22 protein-coding genes and 2 tRNA genes are annotated in these 23114 nt (G+C 57.5%); 19 read left to right on the top strand and 5 right to left on the bottom strand.

Annotation, left to right across the window (positions count from 1 at the left end; translation table 11 throughout):
- The first annotated feature begins 16 nt into the window (after nucleotides 1–16).
- From ACLI1T_RS09030 to ACLI1T_RS09000, 7 genes are read left to right on the top strand one after another with little or no spacing between them, the layout of a single operon-like run.
- Complete coding sequence (locus tag ACLI1T_RS09030) at nucleotides 17–847, top strand: ABC transporter substrate-binding protein (protein ID WP_411702478.1); 831 nt, start codon at nucleotides 17–19, stop codon at nucleotides 845–847.
- A complete protein-coding gene (locus ACLI1T_RS09025; protein ID WP_411702477.1) occupies nucleotides 748–1671 on the top strand; it encodes an ABC transporter substrate-binding protein in 924 nt (307 codons plus the stop codon). The genes ACLI1T_RS09030 and ACLI1T_RS09025 overlap by 100 nt, the downstream gene beginning before the upstream one ends.
- Nucleotides 1672–1674: 3 nt before the next feature.
- The gene (locus ACLI1T_RS09020) at nucleotides 1675–2706 is read left to right on the top strand and encodes an ABC transporter permease (protein WP_411702476.1); all 1032 of its coding nucleotides are present in this window, start codon (nucleotides 1675–1677) and stop codon (nucleotides 2704–2706) included.
- On the top strand, nucleotides 2703–3515 hold the full coding sequence (locus ACLI1T_RS09015; RefSeq protein ID WP_284852546.1) for an ABC transporter permease: 813 nt from the start codon (nucleotides 2703–2705) through the stop codon (nucleotides 3513–3515). Before ACLI1T_RS09020 ends, ACLI1T_RS09015 begins: the two co-directional genes overlap by 4 nt.
- On the top strand, nucleotides 3515–5119 hold the full coding sequence (locus tag ACLI1T_RS09010; RefSeq protein ID WP_411702475.1) for a dipeptide ABC transporter ATP-binding protein: 1605 nt from the start codon (nucleotides 3515–3517) through the stop codon (nucleotides 5117–5119). Before ACLI1T_RS09015 ends, ACLI1T_RS09010 begins: the two co-directional genes overlap by 1 nt.
- 59 nt (nucleotides 5120–5178) lie before the next feature.
- Nucleotides 5179–6405: an alkylhydroperoxidase domain protein gene (locus ACLI1T_RS09005; RefSeq protein ID WP_411702474.1), complete on the top strand. Its 1227-nt coding sequence runs from the start codon at nucleotides 5179–5181 to the stop codon at nucleotides 6403–6405.
- A gap of 58 nt (nucleotides 6406–6463) precedes the next feature.
- Nucleotides 6464–7153, top strand: coding sequence for an SDR family oxidoreductase (locus tag ACLI1T_RS09000; protein WP_411702473.1), 690 nt, complete (start codon nucleotides 6464–6466; stop codon nucleotides 7151–7153).
- 4 nt (nucleotides 7154–7157) lie between these two features.
- Here the strand turns inward: ACLI1T_RS09000 and pepN are convergent, their stop codons facing one another.
- On the bottom strand, nucleotides 7158–9674 hold the full coding sequence (gene pepN, locus ACLI1T_RS08995; RefSeq protein WP_411702472.1) for an aminopeptidase N: 2517 nt from the start codon (nucleotides 9672–9674) through the stop codon (nucleotides 7158–7160).
- Nucleotides 9675–9772: 98 nt separating this feature from the next.
- Between pepN and ACLI1T_RS08990 the strand changes: the two genes are divergently transcribed.
- The gene (locus ACLI1T_RS08990) at nucleotides 9773–10396 is read left to right on the top strand and encodes a disulfide bond formation protein DsbA (RefSeq protein WP_411702471.1); all 624 of its coding nucleotides are present in this window, start codon (nucleotides 9773–9775) and stop codon (nucleotides 10394–10396) included.
- Here ACLI1T_RS08990 and ACLI1T_RS08985 read toward each other — a convergent pair whose 3' ends face one another.
- Nucleotides 10397–10798, bottom strand: coding sequence for a hypothetical protein (locus tag ACLI1T_RS08985; protein WP_411702470.1), 402 nt, complete (start codon nucleotides 10796–10798; stop codon nucleotides 10397–10399).
- 119 nt (nucleotides 10799–10917) lie between these two features.
- Here ACLI1T_RS08985 and ACLI1T_RS08980 point away from each other — a divergent pair, with 119 nt between their 5' ends.
- On the top strand, nucleotides 10918–11397 hold the full coding sequence (locus ACLI1T_RS08980; protein ID WP_023029160.1) for a ribose-5-phosphate isomerase: 480 nt from the start codon (nucleotides 10918–10920) through the stop codon (nucleotides 11395–11397).
- A gap of 87 nt (nucleotides 11398–11484) precedes the next feature.
- On the opposite strand, the gene ACLI1T_RS08975 is transcribed toward ACLI1T_RS08980, so the two are convergent.
- The gene (locus tag ACLI1T_RS08975; protein ID WP_023017069.1) at nucleotides 11485–12318 is read right to left on the bottom strand and encodes an aldo/keto reductase; all 834 of its coding nucleotides are present in this window, start codon (nucleotides 12316–12318) and stop codon (nucleotides 11485–11487) included.
- Nucleotides 12319–12453: 135 nt separating this feature from the next.
- Nucleotides 12454–12525: transfer RNA gene (locus ACLI1T_RS08970), tRNA-Gly, on the bottom strand.
- Nucleotides 12526–12646: 121 nt separating this feature from the next.
- Between ACLI1T_RS08970 and ACLI1T_RS08965 the strand changes: the two genes are divergently transcribed.
- The 9 genes from ACLI1T_RS08965 (at nucleotide 12647) to ACLI1T_RS08925 (ending at nucleotide 20719) form a co-directional block, all read left to right on the top strand.
- A complete protein-coding gene (locus ACLI1T_RS08965; RefSeq protein WP_411702469.1) occupies nucleotides 12647–13504 on the top strand; it encodes a DUF1542 domain-containing protein in 858 nt (285 codons plus the stop codon).
- Nucleotides 13505–13638: 134 nt separating this feature from the next.
- Nucleotides 13639–13712: transfer RNA gene (locus ACLI1T_RS08960), tRNA-Pro, on the top strand.
- A gap of 92 nt (nucleotides 13713–13804) precedes the next feature.
- On the top strand, nucleotides 13805–15160 hold the full coding sequence (tig, locus tag ACLI1T_RS08955) for a trigger factor (RefSeq protein ID WP_411702468.1): 1356 nt from the start codon (nucleotides 13805–13807) through the stop codon (nucleotides 15158–15160).
- A gap of 190 nt (nucleotides 15161–15350) precedes the next feature.
- Nucleotides 15351–15962, top strand: coding sequence for an ATP-dependent Clp protease proteolytic subunit (locus ACLI1T_RS08950; RefSeq protein ID WP_023023580.1), 612 nt, complete (start codon nucleotides 15351–15353; stop codon nucleotides 15960–15962).
- A 17-nt stretch (nucleotides 15963–15979) separates the two neighbouring features.
- Nucleotides 15980–16606, top strand: coding sequence for an ATP-dependent Clp protease proteolytic subunit (locus tag ACLI1T_RS08945; protein WP_198010484.1), 627 nt, complete (start codon nucleotides 15980–15982; stop codon nucleotides 16604–16606).
- Between the two features lie 272 nt (nucleotides 16607–16878).
- On the top strand, nucleotides 16879–18381 hold the full coding sequence (locus ACLI1T_RS08940) for a peptide MFS transporter (RefSeq protein WP_349852841.1): 1503 nt from the start codon (nucleotides 16879–16881) through the stop codon (nucleotides 18379–18381).
- 322 nt (nucleotides 18382–18703) lie between these two features.
- Nucleotides 18704–20011 (top strand): anion permease, encoded by a 1308-nt coding sequence (locus ACLI1T_RS08935; RefSeq protein ID WP_411702467.1) that lies wholly within the window; start codon nucleotides 18704–18706, stop codon nucleotides 20009–20011.
- 3 nt (nucleotides 20012–20014) lie between these two features.
- Complete coding sequence (locus ACLI1T_RS08930; RefSeq protein ID WP_349852843.1) at nucleotides 20015–20305, top strand: hypothetical protein; 291 nt, start codon at nucleotides 20015–20017, stop codon at nucleotides 20303–20305.
- Nucleotides 20306–20464: 159 nt separating this feature from the next.
- A complete protein-coding gene (locus ACLI1T_RS08925; protein WP_005277906.1) occupies nucleotides 20465–20719 on the top strand; it encodes a hypothetical protein in 255 nt (84 codons plus the stop codon).
- Between the two features lie 83 nt (nucleotides 20720–20802).
- On the opposite strand, the gene fabG is transcribed toward ACLI1T_RS08925, so the two are convergent.
- Entirely contained in the window at nucleotides 20803–21567 is a 765-nt protein-coding gene (gene fabG, locus ACLI1T_RS08920; protein ID WP_411702466.1) for a 3-oxoacyl-ACP reductase FabG, read from the bottom strand.
- Nucleotides 21568–21798: 231 nt separating this feature from the next.
- Here fabG and clpX point away from each other — a divergent pair, with 231 nt between their 5' ends.
- Nucleotides 21799–23094: an ATP-dependent Clp protease ATP-binding subunit ClpX gene (gene clpX, locus ACLI1T_RS08915; RefSeq protein ID WP_023017073.1), complete on the top strand. Its 1296-nt coding sequence runs from the start codon at nucleotides 21799–21801 to the stop codon at nucleotides 23092–23094.
- The last annotated feature ends 20 nt before the right edge of the window (nucleotides 23095–23114 follow it).

Genomic DNA, 23114 nt, shown 5'->3' with positions numbered 1-23114 from the left:
GGAATTGACCTCCCTTATGAAGTCTCTACATCGGCTTTTAAAGCCTCTCGCCGCGGTGGTTGCTAGTACCGCGCTCGTTCTAACGCTAAGTTCGTGCGCGAATACTACCCACGCGGCCGAAAATGGCATGGTGACCTATGCCGAGCCGAATATGTTCAATAACCTCTATCCACCGGCGGGCGGCTATTATCCCAACGGCGGCGTGCTCAATAACATCGCGGACCGCCTCCTCTGGCAGGACCCAGAAACCTTGGAGCTTCACCCATGGATTGCGGAGGACCTGCCTGATACCAATGCGGATGACACGGAATTTACGTTCCACATTCGCAAAGGCGTGACCTATTCCGATGGTTCCATGCTGGATGCAGCAAACGTGAAAAAGAATTATGACCTGTATGCCAGGGGTGATGATTCCCGCATGCTGACCCCGTCGGAGCAGCTTCCTAATTACGTGAAATCCGAGGTCATTGATGACTACACGGTGAAGTTTTACTTCAGCGAGCCGTCCCCAGGTTTCCCGCAATCCACGTCCGTAATGAACCAGGCCCTGTTGTCTAATGACACCTTGGACTTGGATGACACGGGCTTTTCACCTGGCCACGCAACCGATATTTCTGGTTCGGGGCCCTTTGTTATTGAGGAAGAGGATATGGGCACCAAGCTGGTGCTAAAGGCGCGCAAGGACTATGACTGGGCGCCTCCCGCCCGGAAAGACCACCAGGCCCTGCGGAAATTGAGGGCATCAATGTGGTGCTGGCGGCCGAAGATTCCGTGCGCGTGGGGTCCCTCGTGGCTCATCAATCCGATATCGCCCGTCAGATCGAAGCCCCCGATGAGAAGCACTTGAAAGATAAGAACCTTCAGGTCCTGGCTGCCCCAACCCGGGGTGTGAATAATAGCTACCACTTCCACTTCCGGCACCCGCTGCTTGCTGATAAGCGCGTACGCCAAGCACTGATTCACGCCATCGATCGTGATAATATCCTGAGCACTTTGTATTCGGATTCTTATTCGAAGGGTTCGTCCATCCTCGCTCGCACCGCCGTAGGCTTTAAGGATCAATCCGAAAATTATGCCTTTGACCCGGATAAATCCCGACGCCTACTCGATGAAGCCGGCTGGATTCCAGGCGAGGATGGCATTCGCGTGAAAGATGGCGAGCGGCTTTCTCTGACGTTTAATGAATCCGTTCCGCAGCCTCGTTCGCGTGAGATGTTTACCAAGGTCCAAGAGATGCTGAAAAACATCGGGGTTGAAGCAAACCTCTATCCGGGAGACCGGACTGCACAGGATAAAGCCATGAAGGACCAGGATTCCGTACAGGTGCGCCATTCCATGGTTGGGCGCGCCAACGTGGATACCTTGGCCACCTGGATCAATGGCAAAGGTCGCAACTCCTTCCTCAATTATGACGAAGCAACCGATTCCTTCGGTGACCCCAAGCTGCAGGACATGGTGGAGGAGTATTTCTCCTTAAAGAGCGAAAAAGAACGCCTCGAAATGAGCGGCCGGATGCAGGATTACCTTTCGGAGCAGGCCTATATTCTGCCGCTCTTTGAGGAACCACAAGTTTATGGCTTCCAGCCCTATGTGGAGGGCTTTACCACCGAAGCCATCGGTCGTCCTTCCTTTTATGCGGTCGAGATAAACGAGGAAGAAGGGCAGGAATAAAACATGAGTCCAACATCGATTGTGCTGCGAATAGGCCAAGCCATTGTGGTCATCTGGGCCACGTTTACGGTGGCATTTATCCTGCTTACAGCACTTCCTGGAGATGCCGTTGCCTCTCGCTACGACAACCCCAACTTGGGGCTTACACCTGAGCAGCTAGCCACCATTCGAGAGGTGTATGGGGCCGATGAGCCGCTAGTTAACCGTTATATGAATGCTCTAGGCGGGTTTATCACCGGTGACTTCGGCTTTTCCGTGGCCACTGGTACGCCAGTGGCAGACATGCTTGCTGATGCCCTGCCGTCTACCCTCGCCCTCGCGCTGCTTGCCTTCCTATTTGGGGTGGTTCTGGCCTTTGTCATCGCCATTGCCGCTACCTTTGGTCCGCTCGTGTGGTTGCGCGGTTTCTTTCGTGGCCTGCCTTCCGTACTGGTTTCGGCCCCAACGTTTTGGGTGGGCATCATCTTGATCCAAGTATTTTCCTTCGCGCTGGGGTGGGTTCCAGTCATCGGTGCTTCTACAGCGCAGGGACTTGTCTTACCGGTTATTACCTTGGGGCTTTTCGTCTCCGCGCCGTTGGCCCAAGTGCTCATGCGCTCTATCGATGAGGTGATGGATATGTCCTTTGTACAGGTAGTACGCGCAAAGGGGGCCAGCGAAGCCTGGCTGTTGTGGCGCAACGTCCTGCGCAACGCCATCCTGCCGGCGCTTACCATGGCTGGTCTAACCTTCGGCGAGCTAGTGGGCGGTTCTGTGGTGACGGAGGCCGTCTTCGCGCGCCACGGTATCGGTGCGCTGACCGTGGATGCCGTAGCAAACCGCGATACCTCGGTGCTACTCGCCATTGTGGTACTGGCGGCTGCCATATTTGTCCTCATCAACCTTGTAGTGGACTTGCTTTACCCAGTTCTCGACGTTCGCCTGCGTGACCGGGATAAGGGTAGTGCCACTTCCGTCGCAACGTCGCATGCCACTCACCACGTCGGGGTGCAACACGCGGCCCGTAAAGCGGATGAAAAGAAGGCTCAAGCATGAATCTGAAGACGAAGAAACTCCTGACCTCTCCCGGCTCCGTAATTTCCGTGGTGGTATTGGCTTTCGCCGTGGTATGCGCGCTATTCCCGCACCTTTTTGCCTCCCAAGATCCTAACCAGGGCGGTGATACACAGGCATTATTAGCTCCCAGCTCGCAGCACTGGTTTGGGACGGATGCCGTAGGACGCGATCTCTATACTCGCGTCATCTACGGCGCACGCCAATCCTTGCTCGGTGCCCTCATCGCGGTGCTCTTCGGTCTTACCGTAGGCACGGTGCTTGGCATTATCGCCGGCGTACAGAAAGGCTGGGTGGATGCGGTCATTATGCGCGTTGTGGATGTGCTCCTATCCATTCCGGGCCTGCTGCTATCACTATCTGTCATCATTGTCTTGGGGCATGGCACCTTTAACGCCGCGATTGCTGTCGGTATTACTTCTGTTGCCACTTTTGCCCGCTTGGCCCGCTCGCAGGTATTAAGCGTTGCCGAATCAGACTTTGTGGAGGCGGCCTATGGCTCGGGTGGCACGCCTTTTCAAGTGCTTACTCGCCATATTTTGCCTAACTCCTTGACCGCAGTTTTTGCTGTCGCTGCATTGCAATTTGGCCTGGCCATTTTGCAGTTGGCCACCCTGGGATTTTTGGGTTATGGCACTCCGCCACCTACGCCGGAATGGGGACTATTGATTTCGGAATCGCGTGACTATATCGCCACTGCCGGCTGGCTAACCCTAGCCCCCGGCGCCGTCATCGTCGCCGTTGTACTTGCGGCTAATCACTTAAGCCAGACACTGCGAAAGGCTGCCTAATGTCTCTTCTAAGCGTAAAAGATCTGTCCATTACCTATCGCACAGACAAAGGCGAGTTTCAGGCCGCTAGCGGCATTAACCTTGAAGTAAACGCTGGTGAAATGACCGCCATTGTCGGTGAATCTGGTTCCGGTAAGTCCACCTCCGCAATGGCAGCCATCGGTCTGTTGCCGGAAAATGCCTCCATCGTATCCGGTTCTATTTCTTTCGATGGCCGCGATGTCACGCAATATTCGCAGAAACAATGGCGTGAATTGCGTGGTCGACGCATCGCTTTGATCCCGCAGGATCCCAATAATTCCCTGAATCCCCTAAAAACCATCGGTGCCGCGGTGGAAGAAGGCATGGCCGTGCGTTCGCAGGGCTCTAAGCACTCTCGCCGGCAGCGCGCGGCGGAGCTCTTGGAACGCGTCGGCATTGATGATCCTGAGCGCCGCTACGGCCAGTACCCCCATGAACTTTCCGGAGGCATGAAGCAGCGCGCGTTGATTGCCGCGGCCGTAGCATTGGAACCGGAACTTATCATTGCAGACGAGCCCACCTCGGCGCTCGATGTCACCGTGCAGAAGATCATTCTGGATTTGCTAGATGATATGCGCGATGAACTAACTATGGGCATATTGTTTATTACCCACGATCTTGCCGTGGCCGGGGATCGCGCTAACTCCATCGTGGTGATGGAAAAGGGCCATGTGCGCGAGTCTGGAGTGGCCGCCAATGTGTTAACCGCGCCCCAGCATGAGTACTCAAAGCGCCTGCTTGCCGATGCCCCCTCATTGTCCACTCCCACCCTTACTCGCCGCACCGCAACCGAAGGGGCCACGCCTTTATTGGAAGTGGAAGGGGTGAGCAAACGGTTCGGGGATTTTAATGCCGTGCGCGATATAAGTTTTACGGTTGCGCGAGGCACTACCCACGCCCTTGTAGGCGAGTCAGGTTCAGGTAAAACCACCACCGGTCGTGCCATTTCCCTTTTTTCTCGGCCCACCGAAGGAACCATTCGGCTCTCGGGTGAGGAATTGACGGATGTGAAGGGAAAGCGCCTGCGGGAACTGCGGCAAAAGATTCAACTGGTGTACCAAAACCCATTTAGTTCGCTCGATCCGCGTCTGAGTATTGGGGAAACGATCGCTGAGCCGGTCCGGAACTTCACGCGAGCTTCGCGGCGCGATGCTAATAAAAAGGCACAGAAGTTCTTGGATTTGGTTGCTCTTGATTCGGCGATGGCAGGCCGCAAGCCGAAGGAACTATCCGGCGGGCAGCGACAACGCGTAGCTATCGCCCGTGCGATGATCGTCGAGCCGGAGCTGGTAGTGCTCGATGAGGCCGTCTCGGCGCTTGACGTTACCGTGCAAGCGCAGATCCTTCGTCTGCTGGATGAACTGCAACAAGAACTAGATTTGACGTATATCTTTATTTCGCACGATTTGGCCGTGGTCAATCAGATTTCGGATACGGTATCTGTCTTGTCCCATGGGCAGCAGGTGGAATCGGGCCGCACCGCAGAGGTCTTTGCGCATCCGGAAACGGCCTATACCCGTGAACTTATCGCGGCCATTCCCGGCTCACGCTACCGCGCGGGCGACCTAAACTTAGGGCTGTAGTCCAAGTCCAACTAAGCCCCTCCATTCGCTTTAATCATATCGATAGAAAGGTGACACCGATGGTAGATATTATCAACGAACTCTCCGGTGCTTCCCAAGAAGTACAGCGCCTGCGCACAGCACGCCCGCAAGCCCAAGACAATGCCCAGTTAAGTTTTACTGCGTTGCTCGAACCGGAAGACCCTGGCACCTTTTCTTATGCCGAACGCTACGCGATTGCTGCCTTTACCGCGGCCATCACTCATGCGCCCGCGGCGGAATTCTATTTCGACCTACTCAGCGATGAAGCAAGCGAGCCCCTTGTAGCCGCAGTTCGCGCCGCGGCCCGACGCGGGGCATCGACAGGGCCGTACCAAGACGCGGATTTTCTCGTCTTCGGCGAAAACGCTGCTGGGGAAGCCCAAGACTCCGAAGGAGCATTAGGGAAGCGCTTATCCGCTGCATGTGAATGGGCGCATCTCTTGACTTTCCACCCCAAGGACGCGTCCCCGCAGGCACTTGGTCATCTCGATGCCGCTGGGTGGTCTGCCACCGATATCGTGAGCCTTTCCCAGCTCGTTTCTTTCCTCGCATTTCAACTCCGCGTAGCTCACGGGTTGAGCGTGCTTTCGGGGCAGGTTCCCACTGTCTCGGAAGCGCGCCGTGCTACCGGCGGAGTCCAGCCTGACTGGGAGGCGACCGAGAATACTCTTCAGCCCGACGGGGTTATCCCAGATCATTTTGTTAATCACTCACTCGGTTGGCTGCCGTGGGTGGCGCCACTTCCCAAAGAGGACTTCACCCCGGCGCATATGGATGCGCTCATTAAGCCCGAGCGCATTGACTCCGAGTACTTCCGCGTTCTCGCCCGAGATCCCGCCGCCCTGAAGGCGCGTACCCTGACGGACTTGGATATTTTCTACAACACTGAGGGAGGACTATCACGCGCGGATAGGGAACTAGCCGCTACCGTTGTTTCGCGTTTCAATGGGTGCGTTTACTGCGCATCCGTGCACCAGGCGCGGTGCGTGAAAGAAGGCGGGGAGAGGGAAATCGTGGATCGCCTACTTGCAGAGGGCATCACGGCGGATCTCGGTTCTCTAGAATGGGATCTTATTCGCCGCGCTGCTCTGGCGCTGACGTCATCGCCGATAAGCTTTGACGCTAAACTCTGCGCTGAGCTGCGCGATTCCGGATTCGACGATCAGTCCATCGTGGATATCATTTATGCATCCTCCTTTTTCAACTGGGCTAATCGCCTTATGCTCACCTTGGGCCAGGCCAATGTTCCGGAGCGTTATCGGTAGGTAGAGGACACTGCGGTGTCGCGTCGGGGATGCAGCATTTTGCCTATGATGGGGTGGCATGACTGATACCACGAATGTGCCAGAGAAAATCGCCGTCGTTACCGGTGCCACCGGTGGCATGGGGCGCGAGATCATCAAGGACCTCGCCCGTGACTACCACGTATATGCGCTGGGCCGCAGCGCCGATGAGCTGCCAGAGGCCGCGAATATCACGCCGGTTGCCAGCGACTTGGTCGCCGGCTTAGACGAGGGCATGCAGCTGCCCGAGCTAGAGCGGGTCGATGTCCTCGTGCACGGCACGGCGCGCGCCAAGAAGTTCTCGGTGGAAGAGGCTACCCCGCAAGATTGGCGCGCACACATGGACCTCAACGTCCACGCGCCGGCGGAGGTCACCCGCGCGCTCTTGCCGCAGCTGCGCAAGGCAGAGGGCACCGCCGTCTTCATCAACTCGGGGGCGGGGCGCAAGAGCTACGGCGATAACGTGGTCTATGCAGCAACGAAGCACGCGCTGTATGCGCTTGCCGATGCCCTGCGTATCTCCGAGCCCGGCATCCGCGTCTCCTCCGTGGCGCCAGGCCCCACCGATACCCCGATGCTGGAGGGCCTGCAGGACTACAACCCGAACGAGGTTATTGCACCCGTAGAGGTGGCGCGCGCCATCCGCACCGTCGTGGAGGCTGGGCCCACGACCCAGCTCACGGAGATCCAGGTGCGCCCGCGCATTGAACTGAATCTCCGCAAGAACTAGGCACCTAGTTGGCGTCGACCTCGCGGTTGCGTAGGGCACGGGCCACGCGGTCGCGCTGCTCGGTGATCGTGCGGCGCAGGCCGCTTGCCAGATCCTTCTGCAGGAAAGCATCTGCGCGATCGAGGCCCTCCTGGGTGATATCCCAGGACGGGAACAATCCGGTGACGGTGGTCAGGCCCACCTCGGAGGATTGGGAATCCCAGATCCTTTCGGCCACCTCGAAGAATTCCGCGGTGGGCAAGAGATCATCGGAGTGCGGGTAATTTAGCCCTTCCAGCTTGGAGGTGAGCTCGCGGTTGGTGAGGTCGCCGGCGACGATTTCTTCCCATACCGCGCGCTTATTGTCCGCAGTAGCAATCGCGGCGCGGGCGCGCAGGGAAGAGTAGTAGCCGGTAGCGGAATTATCGCGCTTGAGCTGGGCGGCAATGGCGGCATCGGCATCAGCAAGCGCACCCGCGGCAGCAAGCGCTGCGACGGCGGACCAGCGCAGTCCGGCATCATCAGAATCCGCGAGGAGATCGTGCAGGTAGTCCCGGGCCGGCTCGTGCAGCCGAATCCGAGACAGGGCCTGCGTGCAGATGATGGAACGCTGCGCATCGGTGCTCCGGGCGCCATCAACAAGCGCCTGCGCCAAAACCGTGCTGTCTTCCGCCCAAGCAGGATCGGCATAGTTCTTCAGCGCGGAGGAGGCCTGCGAGACGATGCGCTCGAGGACTGCGAGTTCGGTTTCCGCCTTCATGCCACGTGCCACCAGGCGGATGAAGTCGCGGGCGCGCATGGTGCCGGCGCGGGTCATCTCCCAAGCGGTGGACCAGCACAGGGTGCGGGCCATGGGGTCGGAGAACTTCTCGATATTATCGAGCAGGAATTGCAGGGAGCCTGCATCCAGATCGATGAGGCAGTAGGTCAGATCGTCATCGTTGGGCAGGATGAAGTCGATGTCATTCAGGTTGCGGCCGACCAATTCTGGAATCTCGGTGGCCTTGCCATCGACATCCATCTCGAAGCGCTCGGTACGCACGACCTTGCCGTCCTGCGCGCCGTACAGGCCCACCGCCACGCGGTGGGTGCGCAGGGTATCGCCGCGCTGGGTGAGGTGCGCCTGGGTGATGGTGCCATCATCGTCGGCCTCCGTGGCAACCGCCAAGGTATTGATGCCGGTGGTCTTAAGCCACTGTTGCGCCCAGAAGGACAGATCGCGCCCGGATGCCTCCTCGAGGTGACGCAGCAGATCGTCGAAGGTGGCGTTGCCCCACGCGTGGGCGGCGAAGTGGCGGCGTACGCCGGCGAGGAAGTTCTCGCGGCCGACATAAGCCTGCAGCTGCTTGAGCACCGAGGCGCCCTTGGCATAAGTAATGCCGTCGAAGTTTTGCTCCACGGTTTCGATATCGCTGGCATCGGTGGAAATGGGGTGGGTAGTAGGCAGCTGATCCTGTTGGTAGGCCCAGGACTTTTCCCCGTTGACGAAGGTGACCCAGGCGGTATCGTATTCGGTTTCTTCCGCCTGCGAGATGGCCGCGGACCAAGTGGCAAAGGACTCGTTGAGCCATAGGTCATTCCACCACTGCATGGTCACCAAGTCACCGAACCACATGTGGGCGAGTTCGTGCAGGATGGTATCGGCGCGGAGCTCATACTTGTAGTGCGTGGCCTGCGAGGTAAAGACGTATTCATCGCGGAGGGTCACGCAACCGGCGTTTTCCATCGCGCCGGCGTTGAACTCGGGGACGAAAATCTGGTCATACTTGCCAAAGGGGTAGGGGAAGCCGAAGTTGCGGTGGTAGAAGTCGAAGCCCTGCTTGGTCTCAGTAAAGAGGCGTTCGGCATCGAGGGAATCTGCCAGCGAAGCGCGGCAATAAATACCGAGTGGAACCTCGAGCTTTTGCGCCGGCTTGCCCTCGGGGTGCTCGGTCAGCTCGCCGTGCCAGGTATCGGTGACCTCGTGGTAGGGGCCGGCGCACAGGGCAACCAGGTAGGTCGACAGCGGATAGTCGATCTCAGAATGGGAGGTATCTCCCTCGCGGGTGACCGGGCCATTGGTGATAATGGTCCACTCCTCTGGGGCCTTAAAGTGCAGGGAGTAGGTGGCCTTCAGATCCGGCTGGTCGAAGCAGGCAAAGACGCGCTTGGCATCGGCAGTTTCAAACTGGGTGTAGAGGTAGACCTCGTTATCGGCGGGATCCACGAAGCGGTGCAGGCCCTCGCCGGTACGGGAGAAGGGGATTTCCGCGGTGACCTCGAGCGTGTAGTCCGCTACCTGCAGCCCGGAGAGGGGAATGCCGTAGGTGGGGTCATAGGACTGCGTGGGCAGCGGGTTTCCGTTCAGGCGTACCTCGTGCAGCTTGTCCGCGCGCAGATCGATGAAGGTAGAACCGGCCTCCTGGGTGCTAAAGCGCACCGTGGTGGTGGACAGGAAGTGGGTATCGGAATGCTTAAGGTCTAAAGCGACATCGTAATGGTCAACCTTGAGCATCTGGGAGCGATTTTTTGCTTCCTCCCACGTGAGGTTTACAGAGGTCATTGCCTAGATTCTCCTTTGCTAACGAAAATAGTGATGCATCAAGGTTAGCAGCGCGTTTACAGTGGTGGGGCAAACTGCACTTATTTCAAGGAGGAATAATGACTACCCCAGTTAAGTTTTGGTTCGACGCTTCCTGCCCGTTTGCATGGGCAACGTCCCGCTGGATCAAAGAGGTAGAAAAGGTCCGCGATATTGCCGTGGAATTCGAGCCGATGTCCCTGTCGGTGCTTAATGATGGCCGCGATCTTGATCCCGAATACATGGAAATGATGGAGGCCAACTGGGGCCCTGCCCGCGTATTCGCCAAGGTTAAGACCGAGCAGCCAGAAAAGGTTGATGAGCTTTATACCGCCATGGGCACCCTGATCCACGCCAAGGGCAACGGCGGAAAGAAGGGCGATGGCGGCTATGACGAGATCATCGCCCAGGCATTAGAGCAGGTTGGCCTCCCCGCAGACTTTGCGGAGGTGGCACACACCGAGGAATACGACGAGAAGCTGCGCGAGTACCACCACAACGGCATTTCTTCCGTGGGCGATGAGGTAGGAACCCCGGTTATTAAGCTGGGCGATACCGCCTTCTTTGGCCCGGTTATTACCCGCGTTCCCAAGGGTGAGGAAGCCGGCGAGCTTTTCGATGCCTCCGTGCGCCTAGCCCAGTTCCCTTACTTCTTCGAGCTCAAGCGCTCCCGCACGGAGATGCCGCAGGTAGAAGAAAACTAGTTATGAGCGCTGCTGGCTGTGCTTGCGGCGCACGGCGGCGGCGAGGCAACAACCAGCGATCACCGGCGTGAGTAAAAACGCTGGCACCCCGGCGATATTGATGATGGGCAGGGCCGTTTGCGCTTGAAATTCTGACCAAGCGGCGGCCACCCACGTGGCCCATGATGCCGCGGTGAGTAGGGATAAGATCCCAATCACTGCGGCCAAACCGCCGAGGCGATTTTTCTTTAGCACCCGCTGATTCAGCCACCACAGCCCAAGAGCAAGGTGGGTGACAGTGAAAAGTACGGTATGGATAAGCGGCACGAGGTAGTTCTTATTGGTTAAGAAAATATTTGCCGCAAATAATAGCACCGCGATGGCAAGGATGCTGCCGTAGAGTGCGAGGACGCGAGGGCTCATGTTTTAGCCTTTCTGTGCAGCACGTAGTCTGCGCTTTAGTTTAACAGCGCCGGGCTATGAGCGAAATAGGTTATGCAAAGTGGTGCCTAGAAGGCGGCGGTGCCGGTATTGTGGGGGTTATGCGCGTATATCTTGGAGCTGACCACGCAGGTTTTGAGACCAAAAACCTGATTTCTGAACACCTCACCAAACAAGGCCATGACGTTATCGACTGCGGCGCTCATACCTATGACGCCGAGGATGACTACCCCGCATTCTGCATTGAGGCGGCCCTATGTACCGTCAACGATCCAGGTTCCCTGGGAATCGTGCTGGGCGGATCCGGAAATGGCGAGCAGATTGCTGCCAATAAGGTCAAGGGCGCGCGCTGCGCGCTGGCGTGGTCGCCGGAGACCGCGCGCCTGGCCCGCGAGCACAATAATGCGCAGCTCATCGGCATCGGTGGGCGCATGCATTCGCAAGAAGAGGCCCTAGAAATTGTGGATGCCTTCTTGGATCAAGAATGGTCCCGCGCCGACCGTCACCAGCGCCGCATCGATATCCTCGCAGAATACGAGCGCACCAATATCCCACCCGAGCTGCCCAAGGACCCGCGCTAAAGCCGCCAGGTTCCTTGCACAGACATAAATGAACGCCGCGGGCCTTTGGGCCACGCGGCGTTTTATATGGTGGTTACACCAAACGCATTAGGCGTCGTTCATGTCATTGGGGTGATGTCCACCGCGGCCGTCTTCGCCTTCCTCCAAAGAGGTAATGGCGGCCATCTCTGCTTCCGTGAGCTCGAAGCCGAAGACATCGAAGTTTTCTGCAATGCGCGATGGCGTCGAGGACTTAGGGAAGAGGATGACCCCATTTTGCAGGTGCCAGCGGATAATGGCCTGGGCTGGGGAAACACCGTGCGCCTCGGCGGCTTCAGTAACCTCTGGTGCCTCCAAGATATCGCTCTTGCCCTGACCCAGCGGGCCCCATGCCTCGATGGCGATGCCGTGGGCGCGGCCAGCGTCCAGTTCGCGCCAGCGCTGCAGGTAAGGGTGCAGCTCCACCTGGTTAATCGCGGGGACGACGTCAGTGTGTACTTCCAACTGATCTAAGTGCTCTGGCTCAAAGTTGGATACGCCAATGGACTTCGCCTTGCCCTCTTTGCGCAGTTCAATGAGCTGCTTCCAAGCCTCCACGTACGTGCCCTTGGCCGGGGTAGGCCAGTGAATGAGGTACAGGTCTACGTAGTCAAGGCCCAGCTTCTGCAGGGATTCATCCAGTGCGGCAGCGGCATCGGTGTGGCGGTCATTCCACAGCTTGGTGGTAATGAAAAGCTCCTCGCGCGGGATGCCGGAGTTGGCGATGGCCTTGCCCACGCCTTCTTCATTGCCGTAGATGGCTGCGGTATCGATGTGGCGGTAGCCCACGCGCAGCGCCTCAGCTACGTATTCCTCGGTCTTTTCCGGGTCCATTTGGAAGACACCAAAGCCCAGCTGGGGGATTGTATTTCCATCGTTCAAAGTAATATTAGGTACGGTCATGGACACCAGATTACGCTTTTCTGGCCACCGCCCCAATGTGATGTATTTATAGCTGCGCTTGGCGGGAGATGGGCATCGGCAAGCAGGAGCCTAGCTGCAGATATGGAAAAACCCACCATACGGTGGGTTAAAGCGAGGGAATGACGGGAATCGAACCCGCGTCTTCAGCTTGGAAGGCTGAGGTATTAGCCACTATACGACATTCCCACAGCGTTACCTTGAACGCTGTCGGCTACTTTAGCGCATGAGCGCCCCAAAACGAAAATAGGGAACACGCGCAGTGGGTAGGCCGTTAAAATAGGTAGGACCAATTCCAGTAAAGAAAGCGATGATTGTTGTGGAACTCCTACTTCTTGTAATCGTACTCGGTGGTGGCGCGTGGTATTTAACGTCGCGCAACTCGAAAAAGAACCGAGAGGAGCGAGAGGCGCAGCAGTTAGCGGATGCCCAAGCGGACGCGCGTCGGTGGATCGAGCGCCTGGGTGGCCAGGTGATGCAAATCTCCGGTACGGATACCGCCTCGCAGCAGGCAATGGCTGATGCATCGGAACGCTTTACCGCGGCCAACTCCGCCATTTCGCAGGCCACCACGGTAAAGCAGGCCAACTTGGCCCGCGAGTCGGCGCTTGAGGGCATGCATTACGTCAATGCTGCCCGCGAGATTATGGATATGAATCCGGGGCCGGAATTGCCGCCGCTAGAAGGCCAGCGCGCCGCCGGTAAGGTTACCGAGAAGCGCACGGTGGATGCGAATGGCGAGCAGCTGACTGCCTCCCCGTACGCCTCCGAGGAAACCCCGAATTATTACCCAGGCGGAACCGTGGCCGGGCGCCCCGTTCCGGCCGGTTGGTACTCCCGCCCTTGGTGGGCGGATGCCCTGCAAACGGGCGTGTGGATGATGGGGTATTCCATGATGTTTAACGCCATGTTTGCCGGCATGTCCGGCGTGGGCTATTCCGCAGCTGCCGCAGAAAACGGCGATTGGGGCGGCGCCGAGGGTGGCGAAGGCATGGACGGAGCCGACGGCGGCGGAGACGCAGGAGATGCCGGAGACGCCGGGGACGCCGGAGATATGGGCGGCGATGCCGGAGGGGGCGACGCCGGTGACGGGGATGGCCTCTTTGACGGGTTATCTGACGGCGACGGCGGTGGTTTCTTTGATGGCATGTTTGACTTTGATTTCTAAGCCAAGCTGCTGGAAAACATTCCTTTGACCTGCCGCTACGCCCTTAACAGGGGGTTGATTTAGGAGATTTAAAACCAACACGCTAAACTGGCTCAGGTATGCAACGCAGCCAAGGAAACTTGGTGGCCTACATACGGGGCGTGGCGCAGTTTGGTAGCGCACCTGCTTTGGGAGCAGGGGGTCGCAGGTTCAAATCCTGTCGCCCCGACGTATGGGGGTCTGAAAATACCCTAATAAGGTTTTTCAGACCCCCTTTAACTTTATGTACGTAGAAAACAATGAAGCCAGGGAGATTCACTCGTGAAGACCACCGTAGACAAGCTGAGCGATACCCGCGTTAAGCTCACCGTCAACGTTCCGTTTGGGGAGCTAGACCAGGAAATCGATCAAGCTTACGCGGCAATCGCGCAGCAGGTTTCTATTCCAGGTTTCCGTAAGGGCAAGGCCCCGCGCCAGCTGATCGACGCTCGCTTCGGCCGCGGCCCGATTCTGGAGCAGGTAGTCAATGACATGCTGCCTTCCCGCTACGAGCAGGCCGTTCAGTCGGAAGAGCTGAAGGTCATCGGCCAGCCGGACGTAGACATTTCCCAGATCGAGGACAATGACTTCGTTGAGTTTACCGCCGAGGTTGATGTTCGCCCTGAGTTTGAGGTTCCGGACTTCTCCGAAATCTCCGTCACCGTCCCAGCCATCAAGGCCGACGAAGAAGACGTGGACAAGGCCCTCGAGGATCTTGCAGAGCGCTTCGGTGAGCTGAAGGACACCAAGCGCAAGATGAAGACCGGTGACTACGCCATCATCGACATCACCGCCGAGGTAGACGGTGAGAAGATCGAGGATGCTTCCACCGAAGGTCTGTCCTACTCCATCGGTGATGACAACCTCATCAAGGGTCTGGACACCGCACTGCGTGGCATGAAGACCGGCGAGGATAACGAGTTCACCTCCACCATTCAGTCCGGTGAGCACAAGGACGAAGAGGCTACCTTCAAGGTCCACGTGCAGCAGACGAAGGAGCGCAAGCTGCCGGACATGGACGATGAGTTCGCCCAGATGGCCTCCGAGTACGACACTATCGAAGAGCTGCGCGAATCTACCAAGACCGAGGTCGAGGAGTCCAAGAAGGCTGAGCAGGCTGGCCAGATCCGCGATGAGGTTTTGAAGGCTGCGCTTGCCGATGTCGACTTTGAACTGCCTCAGTCCGTCGTCGACGAGCAGGCTCACGCCCAGCTGCACCAGATCCTGGGCCAGCTGGCACACGATGAGAAAGCACTGGCACAGCTGCTCGAGGCGCAAGGCACCTCCCGCGAAGAGTTTGATAAGCAGACCCGCGAGCAGGCTGAAGAGTCCGTGCGCACGCAGATCTTCTTGGATGCTGTGGCAGAAAAGGAAGAGCCGGAAGTTTCCCAGCAGGAACTCTCGGATCACATCCTGTTTACCGCTCAGTCCTACGGCATGGACCCGAACCAGTTCATCCAGCAGCTGCAGTCCAACGGCCAGATTGCCAACCTGTTCTCTGACGTACGCCGCGGCAAGGCACTGGCTGCCGCCATTTGCCGCACCACCGTCAAGGATGAAGAGGGCAACGACGTTGACGTTGAGCAGTACTTCGGTGAAGTAGAAGAAGACGAAAACGAAGCTACCGACGCGGAGTAAATCCTCTTCTTAAAGCCCAGCTTGACTCCTCGCATACACGAGGAAGTCTGGCTGGGCTTTTCTCATCGCCGGGTCGAAAACGCAGACAAAGATCGGTGCAAACGCTGATAGCGAACAGACCCCACAATTATCGCCACATTAAGTAGTGTGGTGGCATTAGAGATTAACCGTCCTCAAGGAGACTTTTCGAATGTCTAAGAAATCTGACCAGCTTCAGATGACCACCCCGGCAGGCTCCGGCCTGAACTTGGGTGACAGCGTCTACGAGCGCCTGTTGCACGAGCGCATTATCTTTTTGGGCACCCAGGTAGACGATGAAATTGCCAATAAGTTGTGCGCACAGATCCTGCTGCTTTCCGCAGAGGATCCCACGCGCGATATTTCGCTCTACATCAACTCCCCGGGTGGCTCCGTGACCGCGGGCATGGCCATTTATGACACGATGAAGTACTCGCCCTGCGATATCTCCACCTACGGCATGGGCTTGGCTGCTTCCATGGGTCAGTTCCTGCTTTCCGGTGGTACGAAGGGCAAGCGCTATGCGCTGCCGCACGCTCGCATCATGATGCACCAGCCTTCCGCTGGTGTGGGCGGTACCGCTGCCGATATCGCCATCCAAGCGGAGCAATTCGCCCAGACCAAGCGCGAGATGGCTGAGCTCATTGCAGAGCACACCGGCCAAACCTTCGAGCAGATCACCAAGGACTCTGACCGCGACCGCTGGATGACTGCGCAGCAAGCCAAGGACTACGGCATTGTTGACCACGTTATCGAGTCCGTGAACGGCCCACTGAGCAACTAGGGAATAAGGAGAAAATCATTATGAATAAGTCGCAGATGCCAAGTTCCCGTTACGTACTGCCTTCCTTTATTGAGCAGTCCGCTCAGGGGACGAAGGAAACCAACCCGTACTCCAAGCTCTTTGAAGAGCGCATCATCTTCCTGGGTACACAGGTCGATGACACCTCCGCCAATGACATCATGGCCCAGTTGTTGGTTCTTGAAAGCCAAGATCCGGACCGTGACATCACCATGTACATCAACTCGCCTGGTGGTTCCTTTACTGCCTTGATGGCAATTTATGACACTATGCGCTACGTGCGCCCAGACGTGCAGACCGTGTGCCTGGGCCAGGCGGCTTCTGCTGCCGCAGTGCTGTTGGCTGCTGGTGCTCCGGGCAAGCGTGCGGCGCTGCCGAACTCCCGCGTATTGATCCACCAGCCTGCAACCCAGGGCACCCAGGGTCAGGTCTCGGACTTGGAAATCCAGGCCGCAGAGATTGAGCGTATGCGCACCTTGATGGAAAACACCCTGGCGGAGCACACCGGCCGTACGGCCGAGCAAATCCGCATCGACACCGACCGCGATAAGATCCTGACCGCGGAAGATGCCGTGGAATACGGAATCATCGATACCGTCTTTGAGTACCGCAAGCTCAATTCTTAATACGGTCCTGATGGACTGAATCCATCAGTGGAGGCCCTGCGAGGCCGCTTCGAGAGGAGCGCTCGCAGGGCTTTTATTATTTGCGCATAAGTGACTGCAGTATATTCCTATGAGGGGTATGTCAGGGGAGCAACGGAGGGCGAACATCTACCCCAAACGGGGTGAATCTTTCAGAGAAATATCTGCAGGTCGTTAGGCAGATTAATATAGTGCGATGTTTCACGTATAATGGCCGATTTGTGAATTAGGCCTCTGAGTGGTCGTATTATGTTATGACAAATAAGGAACCAGAGGCGGAGGATCGAACCTCCGCACCCGCTGCTTCGAGCGGGGAGCGTACATTTTTCGGCCACCCGTGGGGGCTGGCTAACCTGTTCGGTGTGGAAATGTGGGAGCGATTCAGCTTCTACGGCATGCAGTCCATCGTGCTGCTGTACATGTACTACGCAACTACCGATGGCGGCTTGGGCCTCGACCGCGGCGATGCGACGTCGATCGTCGGTGCCTACGGCGGTTTGGTGTACATGGCGTGCCTGCTGGCATCGTTGGTAGCTGACCGCATCCTCGGTGCGGAACGCACCCTGTTCTACTCTGCAGTCATGGTGATGGCTGGACACCTCGTCTTGGCCTTCATCCCTGCCGTAACAGGCCTGGCTATCGGCCTGATCCTCATCGCCGTTGGTTCCGGTGGTGTGAAGACCACCGCTTCGGTGGTGCTGGGCTCGCTGTATAGTCGCGACGATCCTCGCCGTGACGGCGGCTTTTCCGTCTTTTATATGGGCGTTAATATTGGTGCCCTCTTTGGTCCGCTTCTTACCACCGCAATGTGGGGCTGGAAGGGCTTCCACTGGGGCTTCGGCATCGCTGCCGTCGGTATGGCGCTAGGCCTTATCCAGTACACCGCCATGCGTAAGACCACCATTAAGGATGCCGGCCATGACATTCCGAACCCGGCGGACTCCAAGCAGCGCCTGATGGGCCTTGGTGCGATTGTCGTCGCCATCCTCGTCATGGTCATCGGCCTGGGTACCGGAATCATCAAGGTGGAGTGGCTGTCCAATATCGTCACTGCTGTTGCCCTGATCGCCGCCGTCTACTTCTGGATTCAGATGTACACCTCTGATTTGGTGAGCCGGAAAGAAAAGAACCGCCTCTTGGGCTTTATTCCGATGTTCATCTCCGGTGTGCTGTTCTTCGGTATCTTCCAGCAGCAATTCACCGTGATGACCATTTACGCCGATGTGCGCCTAGACCGCCACATCTTTGGTATCGAGATCCCGCCGTCATTGGTGCAGTCCATTAACCCGATTTTCATCGTTATCTTCTCTGCAATCTTCGCAGCTATGTGGACGAAGCTTGGTGACCGTCAGTGGTCCACGCCGGTGAAGTTCGGCGTGGCCAATATCATCATCGGTATTTCGCTCTTTTTCTTCCTGCCGTTCTCTGGCTCGGGCGCAAACTCCACGCCAATGTATGTCATTATCTGGATCCTCTTCCTGTTCACCATGGGTGAGCTGATGCTGTCACCAGTGGGTAACTCCCTGGCCACCAAGGTGGCGCCAGAGGCGTTCCCGTCGCGCATGATGGCCGTGTGGATGATGGCCGTGGCCATGGGTACCGCGCTTGCCGGTTCGCTGGCTAGCTTCTACAACCCAGAGGATGCGGGTGCAGAAAACACCTTCTTTATTTCCTTGGGTGTCGTCTCCATCGCACTGGGCATCGTTCTGCTCGTGCTGAGCCGCTGGGTGGTCAAGAAGTTTGCTACCTTCCGCTAAAAAGGGAAACTAAAGCCTGTATTTCGAGAGGTGCGTTGGTGTTAAGCCGGCGCACCTCTCTTAGTGTTTTCTGCCACGGTATTAAAGGCAGAAAATAGATTAGGTTTCCTAAAAATTGCTGGTAAACCGTATATTTTCGACAAGCGACTAACGCGGAGGTAGGTGCGGAAAGTTAACACTAGGCAAAGTGCAGTTTACTTCTTAGAAACACTATTGGCTCAGCTTATTATTGCGGAGTACGCTGCACTTCGTACGCGACGCGTGACGGCGCCGTAATTGCACTTTCTTCTCATTTGTTAATTGCTTACAAGGGGCCAATGCTGTGACAGCGACTCTGATTATCTTGGGCATTGTGGTGTTTACCGCCTTAGCCTTCGACTTCACCAATGGTTTTCACGACACCGCCAATGCGATGGCAACCTCCATTGCTACTGGCGCGTTGAAGCCATTTACTGCGGTGGCGATTTCTGCCGTACTTAACCTCGTTGGCGCATTCTTGTCCGTGAATGTCGCGGCAACGGTGGCCAAAGGAATCGTCAACCTCGATTCCTATGACCTTTCGGGTGCAGCCGCTGACTCGGACGGCCAGGCCCTGTTGATGGTGGTCTTTACTGGCCTTATCGGCGGTATTCTGTGGAACCTTTTCACCTGGTTGCTCGGGCTGCCGTCCAGCTCTTCCCACGCCCTTTTCGGCGGCCTTATCGGTGCAGGCTTTGCAGCGATGGGCACTGGGGGAGTGGAGTGGACCTCTATTATGGCCAAGATCATCATTCCGGCGGTGGCGTCCCCGATTATCGCCGCGTTGGTGTCCGCCTGCGCCACCTTCCTCGTTTATTGGGTGACCAACACCATTCCAAATAAGGAAAAGAACGAGCACTTCCGCCATGGCCAGATTGTGACCGCCTGCTTGGTATCGCTGGCACACGGTGCCGGTGACGCTCAGAAGACCATGGGCGTTATCTTCCTCGCGCTCGTGGCTTCGGGCCACGCGGCTGCCGATGCTCGCATTCCAACCTGGGTCATTGTCGCTTGTGCGATTGCCATTGCGGCCGGTACCTTGTCCGGTGGCTGGCGCGTTATCCGCACCCTGGGTAAGGGCTTGGTGGAGATCGAATCCCCGCAAGGTATGGCAGCCGAGGCTACATCTGCAGCCATCATCTTGACCTCCGCTTCCGGCGGCATGGCGCTGTCTACGACCCACGTGTCCACCGGTTCCATCCTTGGTACTGGTTTGGGACGCCGCGGCGCGGAAGTGCGTTGGGGCGTAGCGATGCGCATGGTGGCGGCTTGGCTTATTACGCTGCCCTGCGCCGCCTTTGTTGGTTTCGCATCGTGGTGGCTGGCCCACGGCGTGTCCTCTGCCACGACAGTAGCTACCGGCGCCATCGTGGACTTCGTCCTGCTCTTGGCCATGGCCGCACTTATCGTCATCCGCTCCCGCATGAACCCAGTCGATGCTTCCAACGTCAATAATGACTGGGAGGAAAATGCTGAGTCCGTGGATTCTTCCTTGGAGCCGCGCGTTGGTGCGAAAGAGTCCGTCGCAGCCGCAGGGGGGGGCATGACCCCAGTAGCGGCGGTCGACGGGGACACTAACTCCACCTCATCTACTCCGCACGAGGAGCGCTAGAACATGACTGTTGCAGAAATCTTTGAATCTATACTCCGAGTCGCTGGCTTGGCCCTTGTCTTCGGCGCCGGCATTCCCCTGCTCTTCGCTCTGGGCATGCGTTCCATGACGGGAGATCCCATCCGTGATGATAACGGCGTGGTGGTAGGAGATACTCCCGCTAGCCGGCAGATGAAGGTGCTGGGATGGACCGTTTATGCCGTATTGGGTGCCGTCATCGTAGTAGCAATCGCGTGGATCGCGCGCGATAGCCTAGACCACTACTTTGGCTTCACCCCATTTGGCGAACTCTAAAATAACCCGCGGGCCAGGGGCAGGCCCGTGACCATGTAATATGCCTCACAGCCACTTAAAGTTAACAAAAGGTTAACTTTAAGTGGCTTTGGGGTTGCTTAGTGGGTAAGTACCAAGTATATTGATGCCTATCAACAACGCAACATTGAGAGGTGAGAGATGAACACAATGCGGACCTTCTTTGGTGGCATTAGCGATATGTTCAAGGACTCCACCACGGGTACGGGTTTGGATACGGTGTCGCAGACGCCGGTTTCTGCCCGCGTAGCGGAAAATCTCGTTGACGCGGGGCTGACCCCCGCGACGACCAAGGACGTCGCTGAGTCCTTCGCATTCGTTGCCGGCCACGCGCCAGATGAGTTGGAAATGCTCGATGTCGAGGCATTCTTGCTCGAATTCGGCTGGCTGCAATAAAAGCCGCACTAGATAACCCCGCCAGGCACCATCCTCGGTGTCGGCGGGGTTATCTGCGTTATAGGGCTGGGCATCGGCAAGCGCTAGCGCGGCGGCAGGATGGCCTCAGGGGTTTCGGGCAGGAGCTGGCCGCCGTCAATGATCAGCGTTTGGCCGGTGATATATCCGGCCTCGGTGGACGCAAGGAAGGCTGCGGCGTTGCCAATATCGCGGGGGCTGCCGAGTCGGTGCAGCGGGATGGAGCGAGTCATCTCATCGAGGTAGTCTTGGCCCTGTGCTTCCAGTCCCTCGGTGAGGATATTGCCGGGCAAAACGCCATTGATGGTGATGCCATCGCGGGCGATTTCTAAGGCAGCGGAACGGATAAAGCCCTGTTGGGCCGCCTTGGAGGCGCCGTAATGCGCCCAGCCGGGAAAGCCGGTGTGCGAGCCGGTAATGGAAGTAGTGATGACGATGCGCCCGTAGCCGCGTTCTTTCATATACGGCAAGGCTTCCTGTACAACCTTGAACGTGCCGTGGGTATTGATATCAAACATGGTTTCCCACTGCTTATCCGTCATCTCTTCCAGTGGGCAGTTGGGAAAGACACCGGCATTGGAACAGACAATGTCAATTGCACCGTGCGTGGCGTGGACCTTCGCAAACATTTCTTTAATGGAGGCCCTATCGGTGACATCGACGGGATAAGCGGTGGCGCCGAGTTCCGCGGCGGTGGCTTCGGCCTTGTCGATGTCAATATCGGCGATGACAACGTTAGCGCCGGCTTCGCGCAGGGAGGCAACGATGCCCTTGCCGATGCCCGCTGCCCCGCCCGTGACAATCGCGGTACGGTCCGTGAGGTCGAACATAAAATGGCTCCTTCGTTGGTGGTGGGGTGGTGGAGGATCCACTTTCCAAGTTTAGTTGTGCGGGCGGAGAAAGATCTGCGAATTTCGCCACGCGGAGGGAATGAATAGGAGCCGCGTCGGGTTGATTTACTAAGGTAGATTTTTGAACAACGAACCGCGGGGATGGAAGTAAGCGAGCCTTCCCGCCCCACCTTTAGAAGCGGTAAACAAGAGCGAGTGTGAAAGTACTGAATGGCACGTATGCAAGAAAGCGCTGATCTCCTGAAGTGTTCCTTCTGCGGAAAGAGCCAAAAGCAGGTGAAAAAGCTCATTGCCGGTGGCGGGGTCTACATCTGCGATGAGTGCATCGAGCTCTGCAATGAGATTATTGAAGAAGAGCTCGGCCACGAGCAGGCCGAGGAGTCTTCCGAGGCGGAGGTGCGCCTGCCCAAGCCTTCGCAGATTTCTTCCTTTTTGGATAAGTACGTCATTGGCCAGGACAAGGCCAAGCGCGTGCTGTCGGTAGCGGTGTATAACCACTACAAGCGCATTAAGGCCGAAGAATCCGCCGCGTTGGATGCGCGCCGGAAGAAGGCCGAGGGCGAAGAGGTAGAGATCTCTAAGTCCAATATTTTGATGCTGGGGCCTACCGGTTCCGGTAAGACCTACCTGGCGCAGACCTTGGCGCGCCTGCTGGATGTGCCTTTCGCCATCGCGGATGCCACCAGCTTGACCGAGGCCGGTTATGTGGGCGAAGACGTAGAAAATATCCTCTTGAAGCTGCTGCAGGCAGCGGACTTTGACGTGGAGCGTGCCCAGCGCGGCATCATCTACGTTGACGAGGTGGATAAGATTTCCCGCAAGTCTGAAAACCCCTCCATTACCCGCGATGTCTCCGGCGAGGGCGTGCAGCAGGCGCTGCTGAAGATCCTGGAGGGAACCGTGGCCGCCATCCCGCCACAGGGCGGGCGCAAGCACCCGAACCAGGAATTTATCCAGCTAGATACCTCCAATATCCTCTTCATTGTCGCTGGCGCGTTTGCGGGCCTCGACCAGGTGATCGCGGATCGCGTGGGCAAGAAGGGCGTTGGCTTTGGCGCGAAGCTGGGCACCGAAGACGAGCGGGAAAAGGTGGACCTATTCTCCCAGGTGCGCCCGGAAGACCTCGTGAAGTTCGGCTTGATCCCAGAATTTATCGGCCGCCTGCCCGTGGTGGCGACGGTGGATAACTTGGACCGCGAGGCCCTGGTCAAGGTGCTTACTGAGCCCAAGAACTCGCTACTCAAGCAGTACAGCCGCCTATTTGAGATGGATGACTGCGAGCTGCACATGGAGGACGGGGCGCTGGATGCTATCGCTGAGCTCGCCCTCGAGCGCAAAACCGGCGCGCGCGGCCTGCGCGCGATCCTGGAAGAGCTGCTCGTTCCAGTGATGTTTGAGCTGCCAGACAGAGAAGATATTTCCGCCGTGCACATCACCGCAGACTGCGTCACCCAGGGCGCAGAGCCCGAATTCACCTACAAGGATGAGGCGAAGGAATCGGCTTAGTGAGAAGGGGGCACCGGCAA

Source organism: Corynebacterium tuingiense, from assembly GCF_046718165.1.
In the GTDB taxonomy this organism is placed as follows: domain Bacteria; phylum Actinomycetota; class Actinomycetes; order Mycobacteriales; family Mycobacteriaceae; genus Corynebacterium.
The sequence above is the reverse complement of the archived record's forward strand: the minus strand, read 5'-3'. Positions and strand labels throughout refer to the sequence as shown.

What these genes read in the sequence shown, in the direction of transcription:
- ACLI1T_RS09030 (WP_411702478.1), top strand. Translation starts at nt 17, where the DNA reads ATGAAGTCTCTACATCGGCTTTTAAAGCCTCTCGCCGCGGTGGTTGCT.
- ACLI1T_RS09020 (WP_411702476.1), top strand. Translation starts at nt 1,675, where the DNA reads ATGAGTCCAACATCGATTGTGCTGCGAATAGGCCAAGCCATTGTGGTC.
- ACLI1T_RS09015 (WP_284852546.1), top strand. Translation starts at nt 2,703, where the DNA reads ATGAATCTGAAGACGAAGAAACTCCTGACCTCTCCCGGCTCCGTAATT.
- ACLI1T_RS09010 (WP_411702475.1), top strand. Translation starts at nt 3,515, where the DNA reads ATGTCTCTTCTAAGCGTAAAAGATCTGTCCATTACCTATCGCACAGAC.
- ACLI1T_RS09005 (WP_411702474.1), top strand. Translation starts at nt 5,179, where the DNA reads ATGGTAGATATTATCAACGAACTCTCCGGTGCTTCCCAAGAAGTACAG.
- ACLI1T_RS09000 (WP_411702473.1), top strand. Translation starts at nt 6,464, where the DNA reads ATGACTGATACCACGAATGTGCCAGAGAAAATCGCCGTCGTTACCGGT.
- pepN (WP_411702472.1), bottom strand. Translation starts at nt 9,674, where the DNA reads ATGACCTCTGTAAACCTCACGTGGGAGGAAGCAAAAAATCGCTCCCAG.
- ACLI1T_RS08990 (WP_411702471.1), top strand. Translation starts at nt 9,773, where the DNA reads ATGACTACCCCAGTTAAGTTTTGGTTCGACGCTTCCTGCCCGTTTGCA.
- ACLI1T_RS08985 (WP_411702470.1), bottom strand. Translation starts at nt 10,798, where the DNA reads ATGAGCCCTCGCGTCCTCGCACTCTACGGCAGCATCCTTGCCATCGCG.
- ACLI1T_RS08980 (WP_023029160.1), top strand. Translation starts at nt 10,918, where the DNA reads ATGCGCGTATATCTTGGAGCTGACCACGCAGGTTTTGAGACCAAAAAC.
- ACLI1T_RS08975 (WP_023017069.1), bottom strand. Translation starts at nt 12,318, where the DNA reads ATGACCGTACCTAATATTACTTTGAACGATGGAAATACAATCCCCCAG.
- ACLI1T_RS08965 (WP_411702469.1), top strand. Translation starts at nt 12,647, where the DNA reads ATGATTGTTGTGGAACTCCTACTTCTTGTAATCGTACTCGGTGGTGGC.
- ACLI1T_RS08950 (WP_023023580.1), top strand. Translation starts at nt 15,351, where the DNA reads ATGTCTAAGAAATCTGACCAGCTTCAGATGACCACCCCGGCAGGCTCC.
- ACLI1T_RS08940 (WP_349852841.1), top strand. Translation starts at nt 16,879, where the DNA reads ATGACAAATAAGGAACCAGAGGCGGAGGATCGAACCTCCGCACCCGCT.
- ACLI1T_RS08930 (WP_349852843.1), top strand. Translation starts at nt 20,015, where the DNA reads ATGACTGTTGCAGAAATCTTTGAATCTATACTCCGAGTCGCTGGCTTG.
- ACLI1T_RS08925 (WP_005277906.1), top strand. Translation starts at nt 20,465, where the DNA reads ATGAACACAATGCGGACCTTCTTTGGTGGCATTAGCGATATGTTCAAG.
- fabG (WP_411702466.1), bottom strand. Translation starts at nt 21,567, where the DNA reads ATGTTCGACCTCACGGACCGTACCGCGATTGTCACGGGCGGGGCAGCG.
- clpX (WP_023017073.1), top strand. Translation starts at nt 21,799, where the DNA reads ATGGCACGTATGCAAGAAAGCGCTGATCTCCTGAAGTGTTCCTTCTGC.